Here is a 14,624-nt window from a genome sequence, read left to right as displayed (position 1 = left end):
TGATAGCGCCTTTGCAGACCGCTCATGGACTCTTAGACTCTGTGCATCGACGATTTACCCACCAGGAGACGACATGCAACCCTTCGACGACAGCGCGGACGTGAGCCACTTCATCAACGGCAAGCGCGAGAACGGCACCGGCACCCGCAATCAGCCCGTCTTCAATCCGGCCACCGGCGCGCGGCCCCGCAAGCTGTTGCTGGGCGAGGCAGAAGACGTCGCAGCGGCCGTGGCGAGCGCCAAGGCCGCGTTTCCTGCGTGGAGCAATACGCCGCCCATTCGCCGCGCACGTGTGCTGCTGCGCTTTCTCGAGTTGATGAACAAGCACCGCGACGAACTCGCCGCCATCATCACGGCCGAGCATGGCAAGGTGTTCTCGGATGCGCAGGGCGAAGTTTCGCGCGGCATCGACGTGATCGAATTCGCCTGCGGCATTCCGCAACTGCTCAAGGGCGACTACACCGAGCAGGTTTCCACGGGCATCGACAACTGGACCACGCGTCAGGCGCTGGGCGTCGTCGCGGGCATCACGCCGTTCAATTTCCCGTGCATGGTGCCGTGCTGGATGTTCCCGGTGGCGATCGCCGCCGGCAATACCTTCATTCTCAAGCCAAGCGAGCGCGACCCGTCCGCTTCGCTGTTCATGGCCGATCTGCTGAAGCAGGCCGGCTTGCCCGACGGCGTGTTCAACGTCGTGCAGGGTGACAAGGTGGTGGTGGATGCACTGCTGGCTCATCCGGACGTGAAGGCGGTGAGCTTCGTCGGCTCGACGCCGATTGCCAACTACATCTACGAAACCGGCGCAAAGAACGGCAAGCGCGTACAGGCGCTGGGCGGCGCGAAGAACCATATGGTGGTGATGCCGGATGCCGACCTCGATCAGGCCATCGACGCCCTCGTCGGCGCGGGCTACGGTTCGGCGGGCGAGCGCTGCATGGCGATTTCCGTGGCCGTGCTGGTGGGCGACGTGGCGGACAAGATCATGCCCAAACTCGCTGAACGCGCGCGCACTCTGGTCATCAAGAACGGCATGGAACCCGACGCCGAGATGGGCCCGATCGTCACGCGCCAGGCGCTGGAACGCATTGAAGGCTATATCGCGCAGGGCGTGCAGGAAGGCGCAAAGCTGGTGGTGGACGGCCGCGGCCTGAAGGTGCCCGGTCACGAAGACGGCTTCTTCACGGGCGGCACGCTGTTCGACCACGTCACGCCGGAAATGCGCATCTACAAGGAAGAGATTTTCGGCCCGGTGCTGGCCTGTGTGCGCGTGAAAGACTTCACGGAAGCCGTGGATCTCATCAACGCGCACGAGTTCGGCAACGGCGTGGCCTGCTATACACGGGACGGCCACGTGGCGCGCGAGTTTGGCCGCCGCATCGAAGTGGGCATGGTGGGCATCAACGTGCCGATTCCGGTGCCGATGGCATGGCACGGCTTTGGCGGCTGGAAGCGCAGCCTGTTCGGCGACACGCATGCGTATGGCGAAGAGGGCGTGCGCTTCTACACGAAGCAGAAGTCCATCATGCAACGCTGGCCCGAAAGCACCGAGAAGGGCGCTGAGTTTGCGATGCCGACGGCCAAGTAAGTCCGCGGTTGGGAGCCGTAGCGCGCGGTGAGCGGTTCCGCGATCTGTTCCATAGTGTCAACTATGTTTTACCGATCGGCACCTTGACGGCTCACGCGCCTCGCCATGAAGATCGCACCAGTGCAGCGTCCACCGCAAGACGGACGCTGCGCTGACCAGGCGGCGGCTGCCCTCGGCGGCGTGACGATTCGTGAGGGTTCGCGACGATTCGTGACGCCGCGGAACATCGGCAGCCGTGCCAGCGACAGTGATCTCATGTCATCGGGCGACCATGCAGCGTCAATTCGACGACCTCCTTCTCGGCAGTATCGAACTGTTCTGCCTCGCCGCGGAACTCGGCAGTTTCACCCTGGCCGCGACGGCGGCAAGCGTCACACCCGCGGCAGTCAGCCGAGCCGTGGCGCGCCTCGAAAAACGCCTCGGCGTGCGGCTGTTCGTTCGCACCACGCGGCAAATCCGTCTTACCGATCCAGGCCGCCGCTACTTCGAACAGTGTCAGGCGGCCCTGCGCCAACTCACCAACGCGGAACGCGAGGCCACCGGCCAGCAGGTCACACCCGCTGGCGTGCTGCGCATCAGCATGCCCACCCCGTATGGCCACTACCGCGTGCTGCCGCTGCTGGCGGAGTTTCGCGCGCGCTATCCGCAGGTCAGCGTCGAAACCCATCTGAGCAACCGCAATATCGACTTCGCAGACGAGGGCTTCGACCTCGCCATTCGCGGCCGCGCGCCGCAGGATTCCGGGCTGATCGCGCGCAAACTCGAAGATGCGGAGTTGGTGGTGGTCGCATCACCGGCTTATCTGCGCAAGAACGGCAAGCCCAATACGCCCGAAGATCTGCTCAAGCATGAATGCATTCAGTTCGAACTGCCTAGCAACGGCCGCCATGTCCCGTGGCAGTTCGTGCAGGACGGTGAAACCGTCGAGGTGCTGACGCACGGCAGTTCCGGCGTATCCGGCGACGTGCTGGCCGGCGCGACGCTCGCGCGTCACGACGCAGGCATCTTCCAGACCTACCGCTTCGTGGTTGAGCAGGATCTCGCCGACGGCACGCTCAAGGAACTGCTCAAGCCGCACGGCGGCACCTCACGACCCTTCATCCTGCTGTACCCGCATGCCCGGCATCTGTCGTCGCGGGTGCGCAGTTTCGTTGACTTTCTGCTGGAAAAACTGAGCGATGGCACGCCCGCTTTGCCATCCCCGGTACTTGAAAAGGATGCGACATGACCCATCAGACCGACAATCGCGCGCTGCTGCGCCGGCTCGGCATTGCGAAGCCCATCATTCAGGCGCCGATGGCCGGCGTGACGACGCCCGCGCTGGCAGCCGCCGTCTCGAATGCGGGCGGACTTGGCTCACTGGGCGTGGGCGCGATGAAGCCGGAGGGCGCGCGCAAGGTGATCCGCGAGACGCGCGCGCTGACCGCCAAGCCGTTCAACATCAACGTGTTTTGCCATCAGCCCGCTACCCAGGATGAAGCGGTGGAGCGCCAGTGGCTGAGCTGGCTCGCGCCGCAATTCGAGCGCTACGGTGCGACGCCGCCTGCCGCGCTCGCGGAGATTTACACCAGCTTCGTCGTGGACGCCGAGATGCTTCAGGTGTTTCTCGACGAGAAGCCGGCGGTGGTCAGCTTCCATTTCGGCATGCCGTCAGCGGACGTGATCAGCGCGCTTAAGCAGGCCGGCATCACGCTGTTCGGTGCAGCCACGAATGTTCAGGAAGCCGAACAGATTGTGGAAGCAGGACTCGACGCCATCGTGGCGCAGGGCATCGAGGCGGGCGGCCATCGCGGGGTGTTCGATTCCGAGGCGCCCGACGAGCGGCTCGGCACCTTTGCGCTGACGCGTCTGCTGGTCGAGCGCTTCGACCTGCCGGTGATCGCTTCGGGCGGCATCATGGATGGTGCGGGCATCGCCGCCGTGCTGGCGCTCGGCGCGCAGGCGGCGCAACTCGGCACGGCCTTCGTGGCGTGCCCGGAGACCTCGATCGACGAAGGCTACCGGCGGGCACTCCTCGGCGACGCGGCGCAGCACACCACCTTCACGGCGGCCATCTCGGGACGCGTGGCGCGCAGCATGGTGAACCGCTTCACGCAACTCGGTGACTCCGCCGGCGCGCCGCAATCCCCGGCCTATCCGATCGCGTATGACGCCGGCAAGGCACTGCACGCCGCGGCGAAGGCGAAGGGCGAGTTTGGCTACGGCGCGCAGTGGGCCGGGCAGGCCGCGGCGTTGTCGCGCAGCATGCCGGCCGCTGAACTGTTCGCGCAACTGGAGCGCGAGTTACGCGAGAGTGTGCAGAAGCTGCAGCAATGGGGCGAGTGAGGGCGTAGGCTTGATAGCACGTGCGTGACAGCAGCGAAGGGCAGGTGGCTTTGCAGACAGAAAGGAAGCCCGCGTCACGCAAAGCCGTCATGCCAACCCGTCACGCGCATGGGTCAGGCAAACCACTCATGCAAAAGTCACTGCCTGCACACACATCGGCGTACCGACCGCCACCGTGTCCGCTTGCTCCACCGGCGCGCCGCTCACCGGGTCTAGCCGCCAGGATACGAGCACGTCACTGTCCTGGTTAGCCACCAGCATGAACGCGCCAGACGGCGTCATGGCGAAACTGCGTGGCGTCTTGCCGCCGCTCGCGTGCCGCGTGGCTCCGCTTAACGTGCCGTCGCGCGAATCGAGCGCGTAGGTCATCACGCTGTCGTCGCCACGAAAAGTGGCATACAGAAAGCGCCCATCGGCTGACACCAGCAGCCCCGCACCGTAACTCAACGGTGCGTCCGCAGCGAGTCCATCGAACGTCTGCAACAGACGCAGCGTGCCGTGCGCAGCGTCGTAACCGAGGGCACACACGGTGTTGCTCAGTTCGTTGATCACATAGGCCTTCGTACCATCCGGATGAAACGCGAGATGCCGCGGCCCCGAGCCGGGCGCCATCTGTAGCGCTTCGTGCTGCGTGCGTTCGAGGCGGCCGCTCGCGGCATCCAGCCGGTAAGTGACGATCTGGTCCGTGCCCAGATCCGGCACGAGCACAAAACGGTTGTCCGGGCTCGGCATCACACAATGCGGATGCGGCACGCCCTGGCGGTCCGCGCGCGGCCCCTTGCCGGTATGCACCGCTTCGCTGACCGCCGGTGTCAGGCTGCCGTCCGGCTGCAAGGCAAAGCTCACCACATGCTTGCCGGGCAACTCGCCCACGGTTTCATGTGAATAGTTCGCAACCATTGCGCAGCGGCCCTCGCGGTCAGTGTTGCAATGCGCGCTCAAACTGCCGCGCGTGCTTTGCCGGCTGCCCACTTCGCTGAGCGTTCCGCTCGCCGGATCAATGCGAAACGCGCTGATCCAGCCTTCCTCCCGGCCGTACATCTCACTCGTGGCGTACAGCATGCGGCGCCCGGGGACCACCGTGAGATAAGTGGGGTTCGGCACTGCCGTCGTGTCGGATAACCACGTCAGCTTGCCGGTCTGCTCGTCGAAGGCAAACACCGAAATCCCTTTGCCATGCGCGGCGTCGAAGTGCGGCACGTCCTGGTTCAGGCCGCCCACGAACACCAGAGTTGCACCCGTCATTGCGCCTCCATATGGAAAACACCTACTTGTATGGTAGTAGGGTATAGCCTACCATTCGTTCATCCCAATAAAAACCGGTAGCTCATTCCGGTCACGCCACCCGGCGCCGTCAGCGCCGCTCAACTTCGAAGATCAGGAGACGATTGTGCAACTCAACAGGACATTTGTATCGGGACTCGCCAGCGTCATGCTGATCGCGGTAAGCGGCGCCGCCAGCGCGGCCGTGGCGACGGGCGATACCTCGAAGGACAAGATTGCGTTGTCGAACAGCTACGCCGGCAACACCTTTCGTCAGCAGCAGTTGAAGAGCTGGGCGCAGGTCGCGGACGGCGCCAAGAAGGCAGGGCTCGTGGCGGACGCACCGGCCTTCACCACAGCCGAGAATCAGGCCACCGAGCAGGCGCAGCAGATCCAGAATCTCGTGTTGCAGGGCTACAAGGCCATCGTCATCAACGCCGCGTCGCCGACCGCGCTGAACGGCGCCGTCAAGCAGGCCTGCGCGGCGGGCGTGGTGGTGGTGTCGTTCGACGGCATCGTCACCGAGCCGTGCGCGTACCGCATTGCCGCGGATTTCCACCAGATGGGCGCGGTGCAGGTCGACTATCTGGCGAAGAAGCTCAACGGCAAGGGCAACATCCTCGAAGTGCGCGGTCTCGCGGGCGTCTCGGTGGACGACGAGATTCACCAGGGCATCGTGGACGAGGTCAAGAAATATCCCGGCATGAAGATCGTCGGCTCGGTGTATGGCGCATGGACGCAGACCGTGGCGCAGAAGGAAGTGGCGGGCATCTTGCCGTCGCTGCCGCAGGTCGACGCGGTCGTGACGCAAGGCGGCGACGGCTACGGTGTGGCGCAGGCGTTCCGCGCCGCAGGCCGCAACATCCCGACCATCATCCTAGGCAATCGTCAGGAAGAACTCGCCTGGTGGAAATCGCAGGGCGTCGACTCGTATCAGACCATGTCCATCGCGGCGGACCCGGGTTCGTCCACCTTCGCGTTCTGGGCTGCGCAGCAGATTCTGGCGGGCAACAAGCTGCCGCACGACATGTCGCTGCCCACGCTGACCGTCACGCCGGCTTCGCTCTCGAACGTGCTCTCGTCAACGGCGCCGGGCACCGTGGCGAGCAACGTGTTCACGCGTGAGCAGGTCGTGAACATGGTGGAATCGCCAAAGAAGTAACGTGGCGAAAGCAACACTACCAACCGCCGACGCTGAACGCATGTTGAAGTCAGCGCCGGCGGGTCGCTGGTTAGATCCTCATCTCTGTGCGGCTGGTCCCATGAATCATTCTGAAAGCACGGTGCTCAACGTAGCGGGCGTCGAAGCGGTTCCGGAGCGTCTGTTATCCACGCGTGCTGTCGACGTGAACTTCGGCAGCGTGCGTGCATTGCAGGGCGTCGATTTCGATTTCCACAAGGGCGAATGCGTGGCCATTGCCGGCCACAACGGCGCGGGCAAATCGACGCTGATGTCGGTGCTGGCAGGCGCGCGCCGCGCCACCGCCGGCTCGCTCCAGATCGACGGGGCCACGCACGAACGTGGCTTCGATGCCGATGAAGCCCGCTCGCTCGGCATCCGCTGCGTGTTTCAGGAACTGTCGCTGTGCCCGAATCTCACGATTGAAGAAAACATGCGCGCAGTGCACCCGCAGTTGCGCCACTTTGGCTGGCGCAAGCGCGCGCGTGCTGTCATCGAAGCGCAACTCGACGCCATCTTTCCCGGCCACGGCCTGCGCGGCACCGATCTGGTGGGCGATCTCTCGCTCACCCAGCAGCAGATGGTGGAGATTGCGCGCGGCTTTGCGTGCGTCGACACGCCCGTGCGTCTGGTGATTCTGGATGAGCCCACGTCGAGCCTCGACAAGTACACCGCCGAGCAGTTGCTGGCCTATATCCGCCAGAGCGCGGCGGCGGGCGTCACCTGTATTCTGATCACCCACATGCTGGAAGAGATGCTGAAGAGCGCCGACCGCGTGATGGTGATGCGCGACGGCAAGGTGGTCTCGACGCTGGCGGTACAGAACCTCGACAAGGAACAGATCATCCGCGCGATGGGCCAGTTCGTGGAAGGCGGCTCGGCGCCAGCGCAACGCGTGGCCCAGGCAAACAGCACGGCGGCGAAGCTGCAGTGGAAGGTGGGCCCGGGCAAGCGCACCCATATCGAAGCGGCGCGCGGCACGATTGTCGGCTTTGCGGGACTAGCGGGGCAGGGGCAGACGGCCTTGCTGCATGAGATCTACGCGCAGGCGCGCAAGCGCGGCTCGCAGCAGACCGTCGCGTTCGTGGCGGGCGACCGTCGCGCGGACGGCGTGTTTATCGACTGGTCGATTGCGCAGAACTTCGATATCCGCCGCCTCTACAACCAGGGCAGCGCAACGTGGATCAACGGTGACGCGCTGCGCGAACTGTTCGACACGTGGGCCAAAAAAATCAACATTCGCGGCGCGGCCCCCACGGAAAACATCCTCTCGCTGAGCGGCGGCAATCAGCAGAAAGTGTTGTTTGCCCGCGCGCTCGCATCCGACGCCGATCTCGTCCTGATGGATGACCCGATGCGCGGCGTCGACATCGGTACCAAGGTGGAAATCTATGCGCTGTTGCAGGCGGAAGCCGCCAGGGGCCGCACCTTCATCTGGTACACGACGGAAAACGACGAGTTCGCTTACTGCGACACGACCTATGTATTCCGCTCGGGCCGCGTCACGCGCGTGCTCGATCGCAGCGCATGCACGGAAGAAGCGCTGCTCGCAGCGAGTTTCGATGAGGTGACAGCATGAATCAGGCAGTCAAGGGGCACGCGCGCCGGCTCGATCTACGGTCCGCGTTGCCGGTGGTGTCGCTGTTCGCGGTGCTGATTCCCATGATCATCGTGCAGCCGAATACGCTCAGCTATTTCGGCGCGGTGATGCTGCTGAACCTGGGCGTGCCCATCGTGTTCGCCACGCTGTCGCAGCTTGCGGTGATTACCGCCAACGAACTCGATCTTTCGATCGGCTCGTTCGTGAGCCTCGTATCGTGCATCGGCGCCACGCTGCTGGTGCGCTCGCCGCTGCTCGGCTGGGCCGCGCTCGCGGGCTGCGTCGCGCTGTATGCACTGATCGGCGCGTTGATCGAATACCGGCGCATGTCGTCGGTGGTGGTCACGCTCGGTCTGTCGTTCATCTGGAACGGCCTCGCGGTGCTGCTGTTGCCGTCGCCTGGCGGCACGAGTCCAGGCTGGCTCTCGACCTTGATGGGGTTTCAGTCGCCCGTCATTCCCGCCCCCTTGCTGTGGACCGCGGCCATCGGCATCGCCAGTCACTTTCTGCTGATGCGCTCGCCGATCGGCGTGGGGCTGCGCGGCGTGGGCGGCAACCCGGGCGCGATGCGGCGCTTCGGCTGGTCGGTGATCCGCTCGAAGGCCATCCTGTTTGGCTGCGCCGGCGTGTTCGGTGTGTGTTCGGGATTGACGCTACTGGGCCTCGCCACGTCGGCGGATGCGAATATCGCGCTGCGTTACACGCTGTTGTCGGTGGCAGGCGTGATTCTCGGCGGCGGTGAGTTCGTCGGTGGACGCGTCTCCGCAATCGGCGCGGTGCTCGGCGCCATCACGCTCACGCTGGCGTCGTCCTTCCTGTCGTTTTTGCAGATCGCACCGGAATGGCAAATCGGACTGCAGGGCATGATTCTGATCGCAGTGTTGTCGCTGCGTCTGGTATTTCGCGGCAAGGGAGCACGGCGATGAAAACAGCGATGAAACCCTCGATGAAGGCGTCGGCCCTCACGCTGCGCGACATTCCGTGGCTGTGGTCGGTGATCGGTACGGTGCTGGTCGGCGTGGCCACGAGCCTCGCGTTGGGCCTCGGCATTGCCGGCAACATGCTGTCGGCGGCTTCCGCCTTCGTGGTCTTCAGCGTGCTGGTGGGGCTGGGCCAGATGCTGGTGGTGACGAGCGGGCCGGGCAATATCGATCTGTCCATTCCCGCGACCATCGCGCTCTCCGGCGTGGTCTCGATGCGCGTGATGGGTGGCGCGGACAGCGCGATCTGGCTCGGCGTGGTGACCGTAATCGGGATCGGCGTGGGCATCGGCCTCTTCAACTATCTGCTGATCCGGATGCTGCGCATTCCGCCGATCATCGCTACGCTGTCGTCCAGTTTTGTTTTGCAATCCGTAGCAATCAGTCTGGGGCACGGCAACGCCGCGCCGCCGCCCGCGCTGGAGAACTTTGCGCTGAGCCGGGTGGCCGGCGTGTCGGGGCTCGCCTCCGTCGCCTTGCTCGTCACATTGCTGACCGGCATCGTGCTGTTCCGGCTCGTACAGGGTCGCAGTCTTTCGGCCGTGGGACAGAATGCGCGGGCCGCGAATCTGGCCGGCGTACGCGTGGAGTGGGTGCGTTGCGCCACCTACGTGGCCTGCGCGGTGCTGGTCGCGTTGTGCGCGTTGCTGCTCTCGGCGTTTTCCGGCGGCGCGACGCTCGACATGGGCGCGGACTACATGCTGCTTTCCGTGGCGGTGGTGGTGATTGGCGGCACCCAGGTATCCGGTGGCCGCGCCAGTCCAACGGGCGTGTGGGGCGCGGCGTGTTTCCTGTTTCTGATCAACGCGCTGCTCAATGCGAGCGGCACCGGCGCGGGCTTGCGCGCTATTGTCTACGGCGCGCTGATTATCGGCGTGACGACCATTGCAGGCGGCTCGCCCGCGGCCCGACGCTAGCGCTTGGTCGAGATGCAGAGCGGCAGTCAACCAGATTGAGTCAATCCAGGCAGCAAGGAAAATATTTATGAAGATCGTACGCGCCGACGTTATCGTCACCTGTCCAGGACGTAATTTCGTTACCCTGAAGATCGTCACGGATGACGGTGTGCACGGCATTGGCGACGCAACCCTGAACGGCCGCGAGCTGGCGGTGGCGTCGTATCTGAAGGATCACGTGTGCCCGACCTTGATTGGCCGCGACGCGGGTCGTATCGAGGACATCTGGCAGTACCTCTACAAGGGCGCTTACTGGCGCCGCGGTCCAGTGACGATGACGGCGATTGCCGCGGTGGACATGGCTCTGTGGGACATTCTCGGCAAGGTCACGGGCATGCCGCTGTACCGGCTGCTGGGCGGTGCATCGCGTGAGGGCGTGATGGTGTACGGCCACGCCACGGGCCGCGATATTCCGGAGGCGCTCGACCGTTACGAAGAACACATCGAAGCAGGCTACAAGGCCATCCGTATTCAGTGCGGCGTGCCGAACATGCGCTCGGTGTATGGCGTCTCGAAGGGCAGCGGCATGTACGAGCCGGCCACCAAGGGCGCGGTTGAGGAACAGAGCTGGTCGACGGAGAAGTATCTGGACTTCGTGCCGAAGCTCTTCGAAGCGGTGCGCGATAAATTTGGCTTCGACACTCATCTGCTGCACGACGTGCATCACCGGCTCACGCCCATCGAAGCGGCGCGCCTCGGCAAATCCGTCGAACCGTATCGCCTCTTCTGGATGGAAGACCCAACGCCGGCGGAGAATCAGGCGGGTTTCCGGCTGATTCGCGAGCACACAGTCACGCCAATCGCGGTGGGCGAAGTGTTCAACAGCATCTGGGACTGCAAGCAGTTGATCGAAGAGCAGTTGATCGACTATATCCGCGCCACCCTCACGCACGCGGGCGGCATCACGCATCTGCGGCGCATTGCGGATTTTGCCGCGCTGTATCAGGTGCGCACGGGCTGTCATGGTCCTTCGGACCTGTCGCCGGTGTGCATGGGCGCGGCGCTGCATTTCGACCTGTGGGTGCCGAACTTCGGCGTGCAGGAATACATGGGCTTCCCGGAGCAGGCGCTCGAAGTGTTCCCGCATGCATGGAGCTTCGATCAAGGGATGATGCATCCCGGCGAGGCACCGGGGCATGGCGTCGATATCGACGAAACCCTGGCCGCGCGTTATCCGTATGACCCCGCGTATCTGCCGGTGGCGCGTCTCGAAGACGGGACGCTGTGGAACTGGTAAGCGGTCTTTTTGCCCTGTTTTCAGGCGCTTTTCGCGTAATGCGCGGGTTTGCCGCTTTGCCGGTTCGCGGGCACGCATGGGAAACCGCGTGCCCCGGCATGCCAGAGCGTGATCTCGAAGCGTCTTAAGCTGGAATTTTTTTGCCCTTTATTGAACGGAGTCTCACATGCTTGCAGCCGTCCTCCACGAACCCAAACTGATCCGCATCGACGAGGTCGAACCGCCCCAGCCCGGCGCGGGACAGGTGCGCGTGCGGGTGCGCGCAGGCGGCATCTGCGGCTCGGATCTGTCGTACTACTTCAAGGGCAAGAGCGGCGATTTCGCCGTGCGCGAGCCGTTCGTGCTCGGCCATGAAGTGGCCGGCGAAGTGGACTCGTTCGGCGCGGACGTGACGGGTCTTTCGGTCGGGCAACGCGTCGCGGTGAATCCTGGCCTCAATTGCGGCGTGTGCAAATACTGCGTGAGCGGCATGCCGAATCACTGCCTGAACATGCGCTTCATGGGCAGCGCTTCGACGTTCCCGCATACGCAGGGCATGTTCCGTCAATACATCGTGGTGGCGGCGCGTCAGTGCGTGCCGGTGCCCGCGGGGGTCGATTTCGCGCAGGCGTCGATGGCCGAACCGCTCGCGGTGGCATTGCATGCGGTGCGCCAGGCGGGCTCGCTGGTCGGCGCGAAGGTGTTGTTGATCGGTTGCGGACCGATTGGCTGCATTCTCTTGACCGTCGCGCGCCGTGCCGGTGCGCATCGCGTGGTGGCGATGGATCTGTCCGACAAGGCGCTGCAGATCGCGCAGTCGCTCGGGGCCGACCAGACCGTCAACGCCGTGGATGGCGCCACGATCAACACGTGGGCCGAACAGCGTGGCACCTTCGACGTGGTGATCGAGGCCTCCGGCAGTCCCGCCGGGCTCGACACGGCATTGCGTTCGGTGCGCGCGGGCGGCACGGTAATCCAGGTGGGCAATCTGCCGGCGGGGCAATCGCCGGTTGCGGCCAACTTCGTGATGGCCAAGGAAATCCGCTATCAGGGTTCGTTCCGCTTTACCGACGAATACGCGGTGGCGGCGGAAGAAATCGCTTCGGGTAAAGTCGATCTGCGGCCGATCATGACGCACGCGTTTGCGATGGCCGAAGCGAACGAAGCCTTCGAAGTCGCGCACGACCGCTCGCAATCCATGAAGGTGCATCTGAATTTTGATTGAGGCATCCTCCTTGGTGCGATTAGCGGATCGCGCTTCACCTACCCTTGACCCTGCGGGCGCGTGCCTCGTGCCCGCATCGACCACCGGACGCCGATGAACGACGCTCTTACCCCGCTGCTCGACGAGCCCGATGAATCGGCCATCCTCGCACCCACAGGAAAGCGGCGGGTAGGGCGCGTGGCCACGCCGCGCGTCGCCTTGCCGGATTTGACGGCGCAGGTGTCGTTCGATTCACATGAGCCGATCAGCAAGCAGATTTTTCGCGCGCTGCGTCAGGCCATTTTTGCCGGGCAGATGGTGCCGGGCACGCCGCTTTCGGAGAAGGAAGTCTCCGATATGTTTCAGGTGTCGCGGCAACCCGTGCGTGAGGCGTTCATCAAATTGGTGGAGGTGGGCGTGTTGCAGGTGCTGCCGCAGCGCGGCACGCTGGTGAAGCGGATTTCACCGCGCATGGTGCGCGAAGGGCGCTTCATTCGCGAGGCCATCGAAACCGCCGTCGCGCGCAAAGCAGCGGAGTCCATCACGGACGCACAGTTGCAACTCCTGACCGACAATATCCGCGACCAGAAACGCGCGGCGAAGCTGAACGACACCACCGCCTTCCTCGCACTGGACGAGGCATTTCACTACTCGATCGCGCAATCCATTGATTGCATCGCGGCATGGAACACGATTCAGGACATCAAGGCTCAGATGGACCGCGTGCGCTATCTGAGTTTGCCCGACGTGTCGCCGCTCGAACTGATCATCAAGCAGCATGCGAAGATCCTGGCCGGCTTGCGCGCGCATGATGCGAGCGCTGCGGAAGAGGCGATGCGTACGCATCTGCGGGAAATTCTGGTGTCGCTCGGGCCGATCGCGGCGCGCAATCCGAACTGGTTCGAAACGGACGAACCGGAGCGCGTGGCGCTGGCCAGTTGAGCGCCGTGCTTCGCGTTTGATCTGACGCTCAGGCTCTCACGGTCAGGCTCTCACGCTCAAGCCGCGCTGGACAACGCGCTACGGACCCGTTCGCGCAGGGTCGGCAAGATATCCGCTTCGAACCAGGCATTGCGTTTGAACCAGGCAATGTTGCGCGGCGACGGATGCGGCAGGGGCAACACCGTGGGCCCAAACTCGCACCAGCGCATCAGGGTATCGGTGGAAGAGGCGCCAAACGCGGCACCCAGTCCAAAGCGCTGCGCGTATTGTCCGATCAGCAACGTAAGCCGCACCGAACGCATTTGCGCGAGCAGATCGTGGTGCCAATGCGCTGCGCACTCGGGACGTGGCGGCAGATCACCGCTGGGACCCCGGCCCGGAAAACAGAAGCCCATCGGCACCAGGGCGAATCTGGTCGCGTCGTAGAAGGTTGCCTCGTCGACCTCGAGCCAGTTGCGCAGACGCGCGCCGCTCGCATCGCTCCACGGCACGCCCGACGCATGCACCCGCGCGCCCGGCGCCTGGCCGATGATCAGAATGCGTGATTGCTCGGCAGCAACGACCACGGGGCGAGGCGTGTGCGGCAAAACCGGCGCGCAGATCGTACAGGCGCGGATATCGCGCAGCAGGGCATCGAGTGGGATCAGCGTCGTGGCAGTCATGTGGGGCAGGGCGTGGCAGTGCGGTGAGACGTTCGTGTCACGCGGGTTCGATTCAAGGCGGTATTTCAGGGCTTTATTTGCAAGTGTAGGTGGCATGCATCAGGCTCAGCCTGCCATTCGACGCGCTGTTTCAAGGCGCCACCGCCGCCGGATAAATCACGCTGTGATCCGCTTGCGGCTGTGCGCCCGGTGTCAGCGTCGCCGGGGAGATGTGGCGTCCATCCATGATGTGCAGCACCGTCTCGCCGCGGCAGAGCAGGTAATCCGCGATGATACGCCGATGGCAGCGCCACCATACGGCTTCGGAACACATGATCGCGCAGCGGCTTTGCTCTGCAAGCTCGAGCAATGTTGCCAGGCCCTCACGAAAGGCGGCGGTCATGGCGTAATCGGCGTAGTTGCGAAATGCAGAATGCGTCCAGTAACCGTTGGGCGATGGCGTCTCGCCCTTGATTGCGCCGCGGCGCCCGCCCAGCGCGGCGAGATGCACGTAGCGAATCTGCTCCCGAGCAAGGGCATCCGGCAGCGTGCCCTGATTGAATTGCGGATTGGTGCGAGAACGCGGAATGCTGCGCACATCCACCAGCGTGTCGATCTGCGCGCCTTTCAGCAGACTGACGAACTCCGGCAGCGGATGCGTCGAATGACCAATCGTAAAAAATGGCTGTGTCATGTTGAGCCGTCACACTGAATGCGCTTCGTGCCGTGCCA

At 64.1% G+C, this 14,624-nt stretch carries 13 protein-coding genes; 10 read left to right on the top strand and 3 right to left on the bottom strand.

All coding sequences use genetic code 11. From position 1 onward, the window contains the following. Nucleotides 1-73 precede the first annotated feature (73 nt). The 3 genes from D0B32_RS08630 to D0B32_RS08620 all read left to right on the top strand — a co-directional run bounded on the left by D0B32_RS08630 (nucleotide 74) and on the right by D0B32_RS08620 (nucleotide 3,910). The gene (locus D0B32_RS08630; protein ID WP_117333561.1) at nucleotides 74-1,585 is read left to right on the top strand and encodes a CoA-acylating methylmalonate-semialdehyde dehydrogenase; all 1,512 of its coding nucleotides are present in this window, start codon (nucleotides 74-76) and stop codon (nucleotides 1,583-1,585) included. Between the two features lie 271 nt (nucleotides 1,586-1,856). Beyond that, complete coding sequence (locus tag D0B32_RS08625) at nucleotides 1,857-2,813, top strand: LysR family transcriptional regulator (protein ID WP_117333560.1); 957 nt, start codon at nucleotides 1,857-1,859, stop codon at nucleotides 2,811-2,813. Continuing rightward, the gene (locus D0B32_RS08620) at nucleotides 2,810-3,910 is read left to right on the top strand and encodes a nitronate monooxygenase family protein (RefSeq protein WP_117333559.1); all 1,101 of its coding nucleotides are present in this window, start codon (nucleotides 2,810-2,812) and stop codon (nucleotides 3,908-3,910) included. Before D0B32_RS08625 ends, D0B32_RS08620 begins: the two co-directional genes overlap by 4 nt. A gap of 126 nt (nucleotides 3,911-4,036) precedes the next feature. On the opposite strand, the gene D0B32_RS08615 is transcribed toward D0B32_RS08620, so the two are convergent. Then, on the bottom strand, nucleotides 4,037-5,155 hold the full coding sequence (locus D0B32_RS08615; RefSeq protein WP_117333558.1) for a lactonase family protein: 1,119 nt from the start codon (nucleotides 5,153-5,155) through the stop codon (nucleotides 4,037-4,039). 187 nt (nucleotides 5,156-5,342) lie between these two features. Here D0B32_RS08615 and D0B32_RS08610 point away from each other — a divergent pair, with 187 nt between their 5' ends. From D0B32_RS08610 to D0B32_RS08580, 7 genes are all read left to right on the top strand, one after another. Then, nucleotides 5,343-6,335, top strand: coding sequence for an ABC transporter substrate-binding protein (locus D0B32_RS08610; protein WP_117334132.1), 993 nt, complete (start codon nucleotides 5,343-5,345; stop codon nucleotides 6,333-6,335). Between the two features lie 100 nt (nucleotides 6,336-6,435). After that, nucleotides 6,436-7,932, top strand: a complete 1,497-nt coding sequence (locus D0B32_RS08605) for an ATP-binding cassette domain-containing protein (RefSeq protein ID WP_117333557.1) — start codon at nucleotides 6,436-6,438, stop codon at nucleotides 7,930-7,932. Beyond that, entirely contained in the window at nucleotides 7,929-8,879 is a 951-nt protein-coding gene (locus D0B32_RS08600; protein WP_117333556.1) for an ABC transporter permease, read from the top strand. The genes D0B32_RS08605 and D0B32_RS08600 overlap by 4 nt, the downstream gene beginning before the upstream one ends. Then, on the top strand, nucleotides 8,876-9,850 hold the full coding sequence (locus D0B32_RS08595) for an ABC transporter permease (protein ID WP_259294942.1): 975 nt from the start codon (nucleotides 8,876-8,878) through the stop codon (nucleotides 9,848-9,850). Before D0B32_RS08600 ends, D0B32_RS08595 begins: the two co-directional genes overlap by 4 nt. A 67-nt stretch (nucleotides 9,851-9,917) precedes the next feature. Further along, entirely contained in the window at nucleotides 9,918-11,126 is a 1,209-nt protein-coding gene (gene manD / locus D0B32_RS08590) for a D-mannonate dehydratase ManD (RefSeq protein ID WP_117333555.1), read from the top strand. 166 nt (nucleotides 11,127-11,292) lie between these two features. Further along, nucleotides 11,293-12,330 (top strand): L-idonate 5-dehydrogenase, encoded by a 1,038-nt coding sequence (locus D0B32_RS08585; protein ID WP_117333554.1) that lies wholly within the window; start codon nucleotides 11,293-11,295, stop codon nucleotides 12,328-12,330. 93 nt (nucleotides 12,331-12,423) lie between these two features. Next, nucleotides 12,424-13,251 (top strand): GntR family transcriptional regulator, encoded by an 828-nt coding sequence (locus D0B32_RS08580; protein ID WP_117333553.1) that lies wholly within the window; start codon nucleotides 12,424-12,426, stop codon nucleotides 13,249-13,251. A gap of 56 nt (nucleotides 13,252-13,307) precedes the next feature. On the opposite strand, the gene D0B32_RS08575 is transcribed toward D0B32_RS08580, so the two are convergent. After that, the gene (locus D0B32_RS08575; protein WP_117333552.1) at nucleotides 13,308-13,913 is read right to left on the bottom strand and encodes a uracil-DNA glycosylase family protein; all 606 of its coding nucleotides are present in this window, start codon (nucleotides 13,911-13,913) and stop codon (nucleotides 13,308-13,310) included. A 130-nt stretch (nucleotides 13,914-14,043) separates the two neighbouring features. Next, a complete protein-coding gene (locus D0B32_RS08570; RefSeq protein ID WP_117333551.1) occupies nucleotides 14,044-14,586 on the bottom strand; it encodes a DUF488 family protein in 543 nt (180 codons plus the stop codon). Nucleotides 14,587-14,624 lie beyond the last annotated feature (38 nt).

It is taken from the genome of Paraburkholderia sp. DHOC27, assembly GCF_003429005.1.
Lineage (GTDB): Bacteria > Pseudomonadota > Gammaproteobacteria > Burkholderiales > Burkholderiaceae > Paraburkholderia.
The sequence above is the reverse complement of the archived record's forward strand: the minus strand, read 5'-3'. Positions and strand labels throughout refer to the sequence as shown.

Bases quoted from the DNA above. Each gene is read 5' to 3' on its own strand.
- D0B32_RS08625 (WP_117333560.1), top strand. From the start codon at position 1,857: ATGCAGCGTCAATTCGACGACCTCCTTCTCGGCAGTATCGAACTGTTC.
- D0B32_RS08610 (WP_117334132.1), top strand. From the start codon at position 5,343: ATGCTGATCGCGGTAAGCGGCGCCGCCAGCGCGGCCGTGGCGACGGGC.
- D0B32_RS08570 (WP_117333551.1), bottom strand. From the start codon at position 14,586: ATGACACAGCCATTTTTTACGATTGGTCATTCGACGCATCCGCTGCCG.
- D0B32_RS08605 (WP_117333557.1), top strand. From the start codon at position 6,436: ATGAATCATTCTGAAAGCACGGTGCTCAACGTAGCGGGCGTCGAAGCG.
- manD (WP_117333555.1), top strand. From the start codon at position 9,918: ATGAAGATCGTACGCGCCGACGTTATCGTCACCTGTCCAGGACGTAAT.
- D0B32_RS08575 (WP_117333552.1), bottom strand. From the start codon at position 13,913: ATGACTGCCACGACGCTGATCCCACTCGATGCCCTGCTGCGCGATATC.
- D0B32_RS08615 (WP_117333558.1), bottom strand. From the start codon at position 5,155: ATGACGGGTGCAACTCTGGTGTTCGTGGGCGGCCTGAACCAGGACGTG.
- D0B32_RS08585 (WP_117333554.1), top strand. From the start codon at position 11,293: ATGCTTGCAGCCGTCCTCCACGAACCCAAACTGATCCGCATCGACGAG.
- D0B32_RS08595 (WP_259294942.1), top strand. From the start codon at position 8,876: ATGAAAACAGCGATGAAACCCTCGATGAAGGCGTCGGCCCTCACGCTG.
- D0B32_RS08620 (WP_117333559.1), top strand. From the start codon at position 2,810: ATGACCCATCAGACCGACAATCGCGCGCTGCTGCGCCGGCTCGGCATT.
- D0B32_RS08630 (WP_117333561.1), top strand. From the start codon at position 74: ATGCAACCCTTCGACGACAGCGCGGACGTGAGCCACTTCATCAACGGC.
- D0B32_RS08600 (WP_117333556.1), top strand. From the start codon at position 7,929: ATGAATCAGGCAGTCAAGGGGCACGCGCGCCGGCTCGATCTACGGTCC.
- D0B32_RS08580 (WP_117333553.1), top strand. From the start codon at position 12,424: ATGAACGACGCTCTTACCCCGCTGCTCGACGAGCCCGATGAATCGGCC.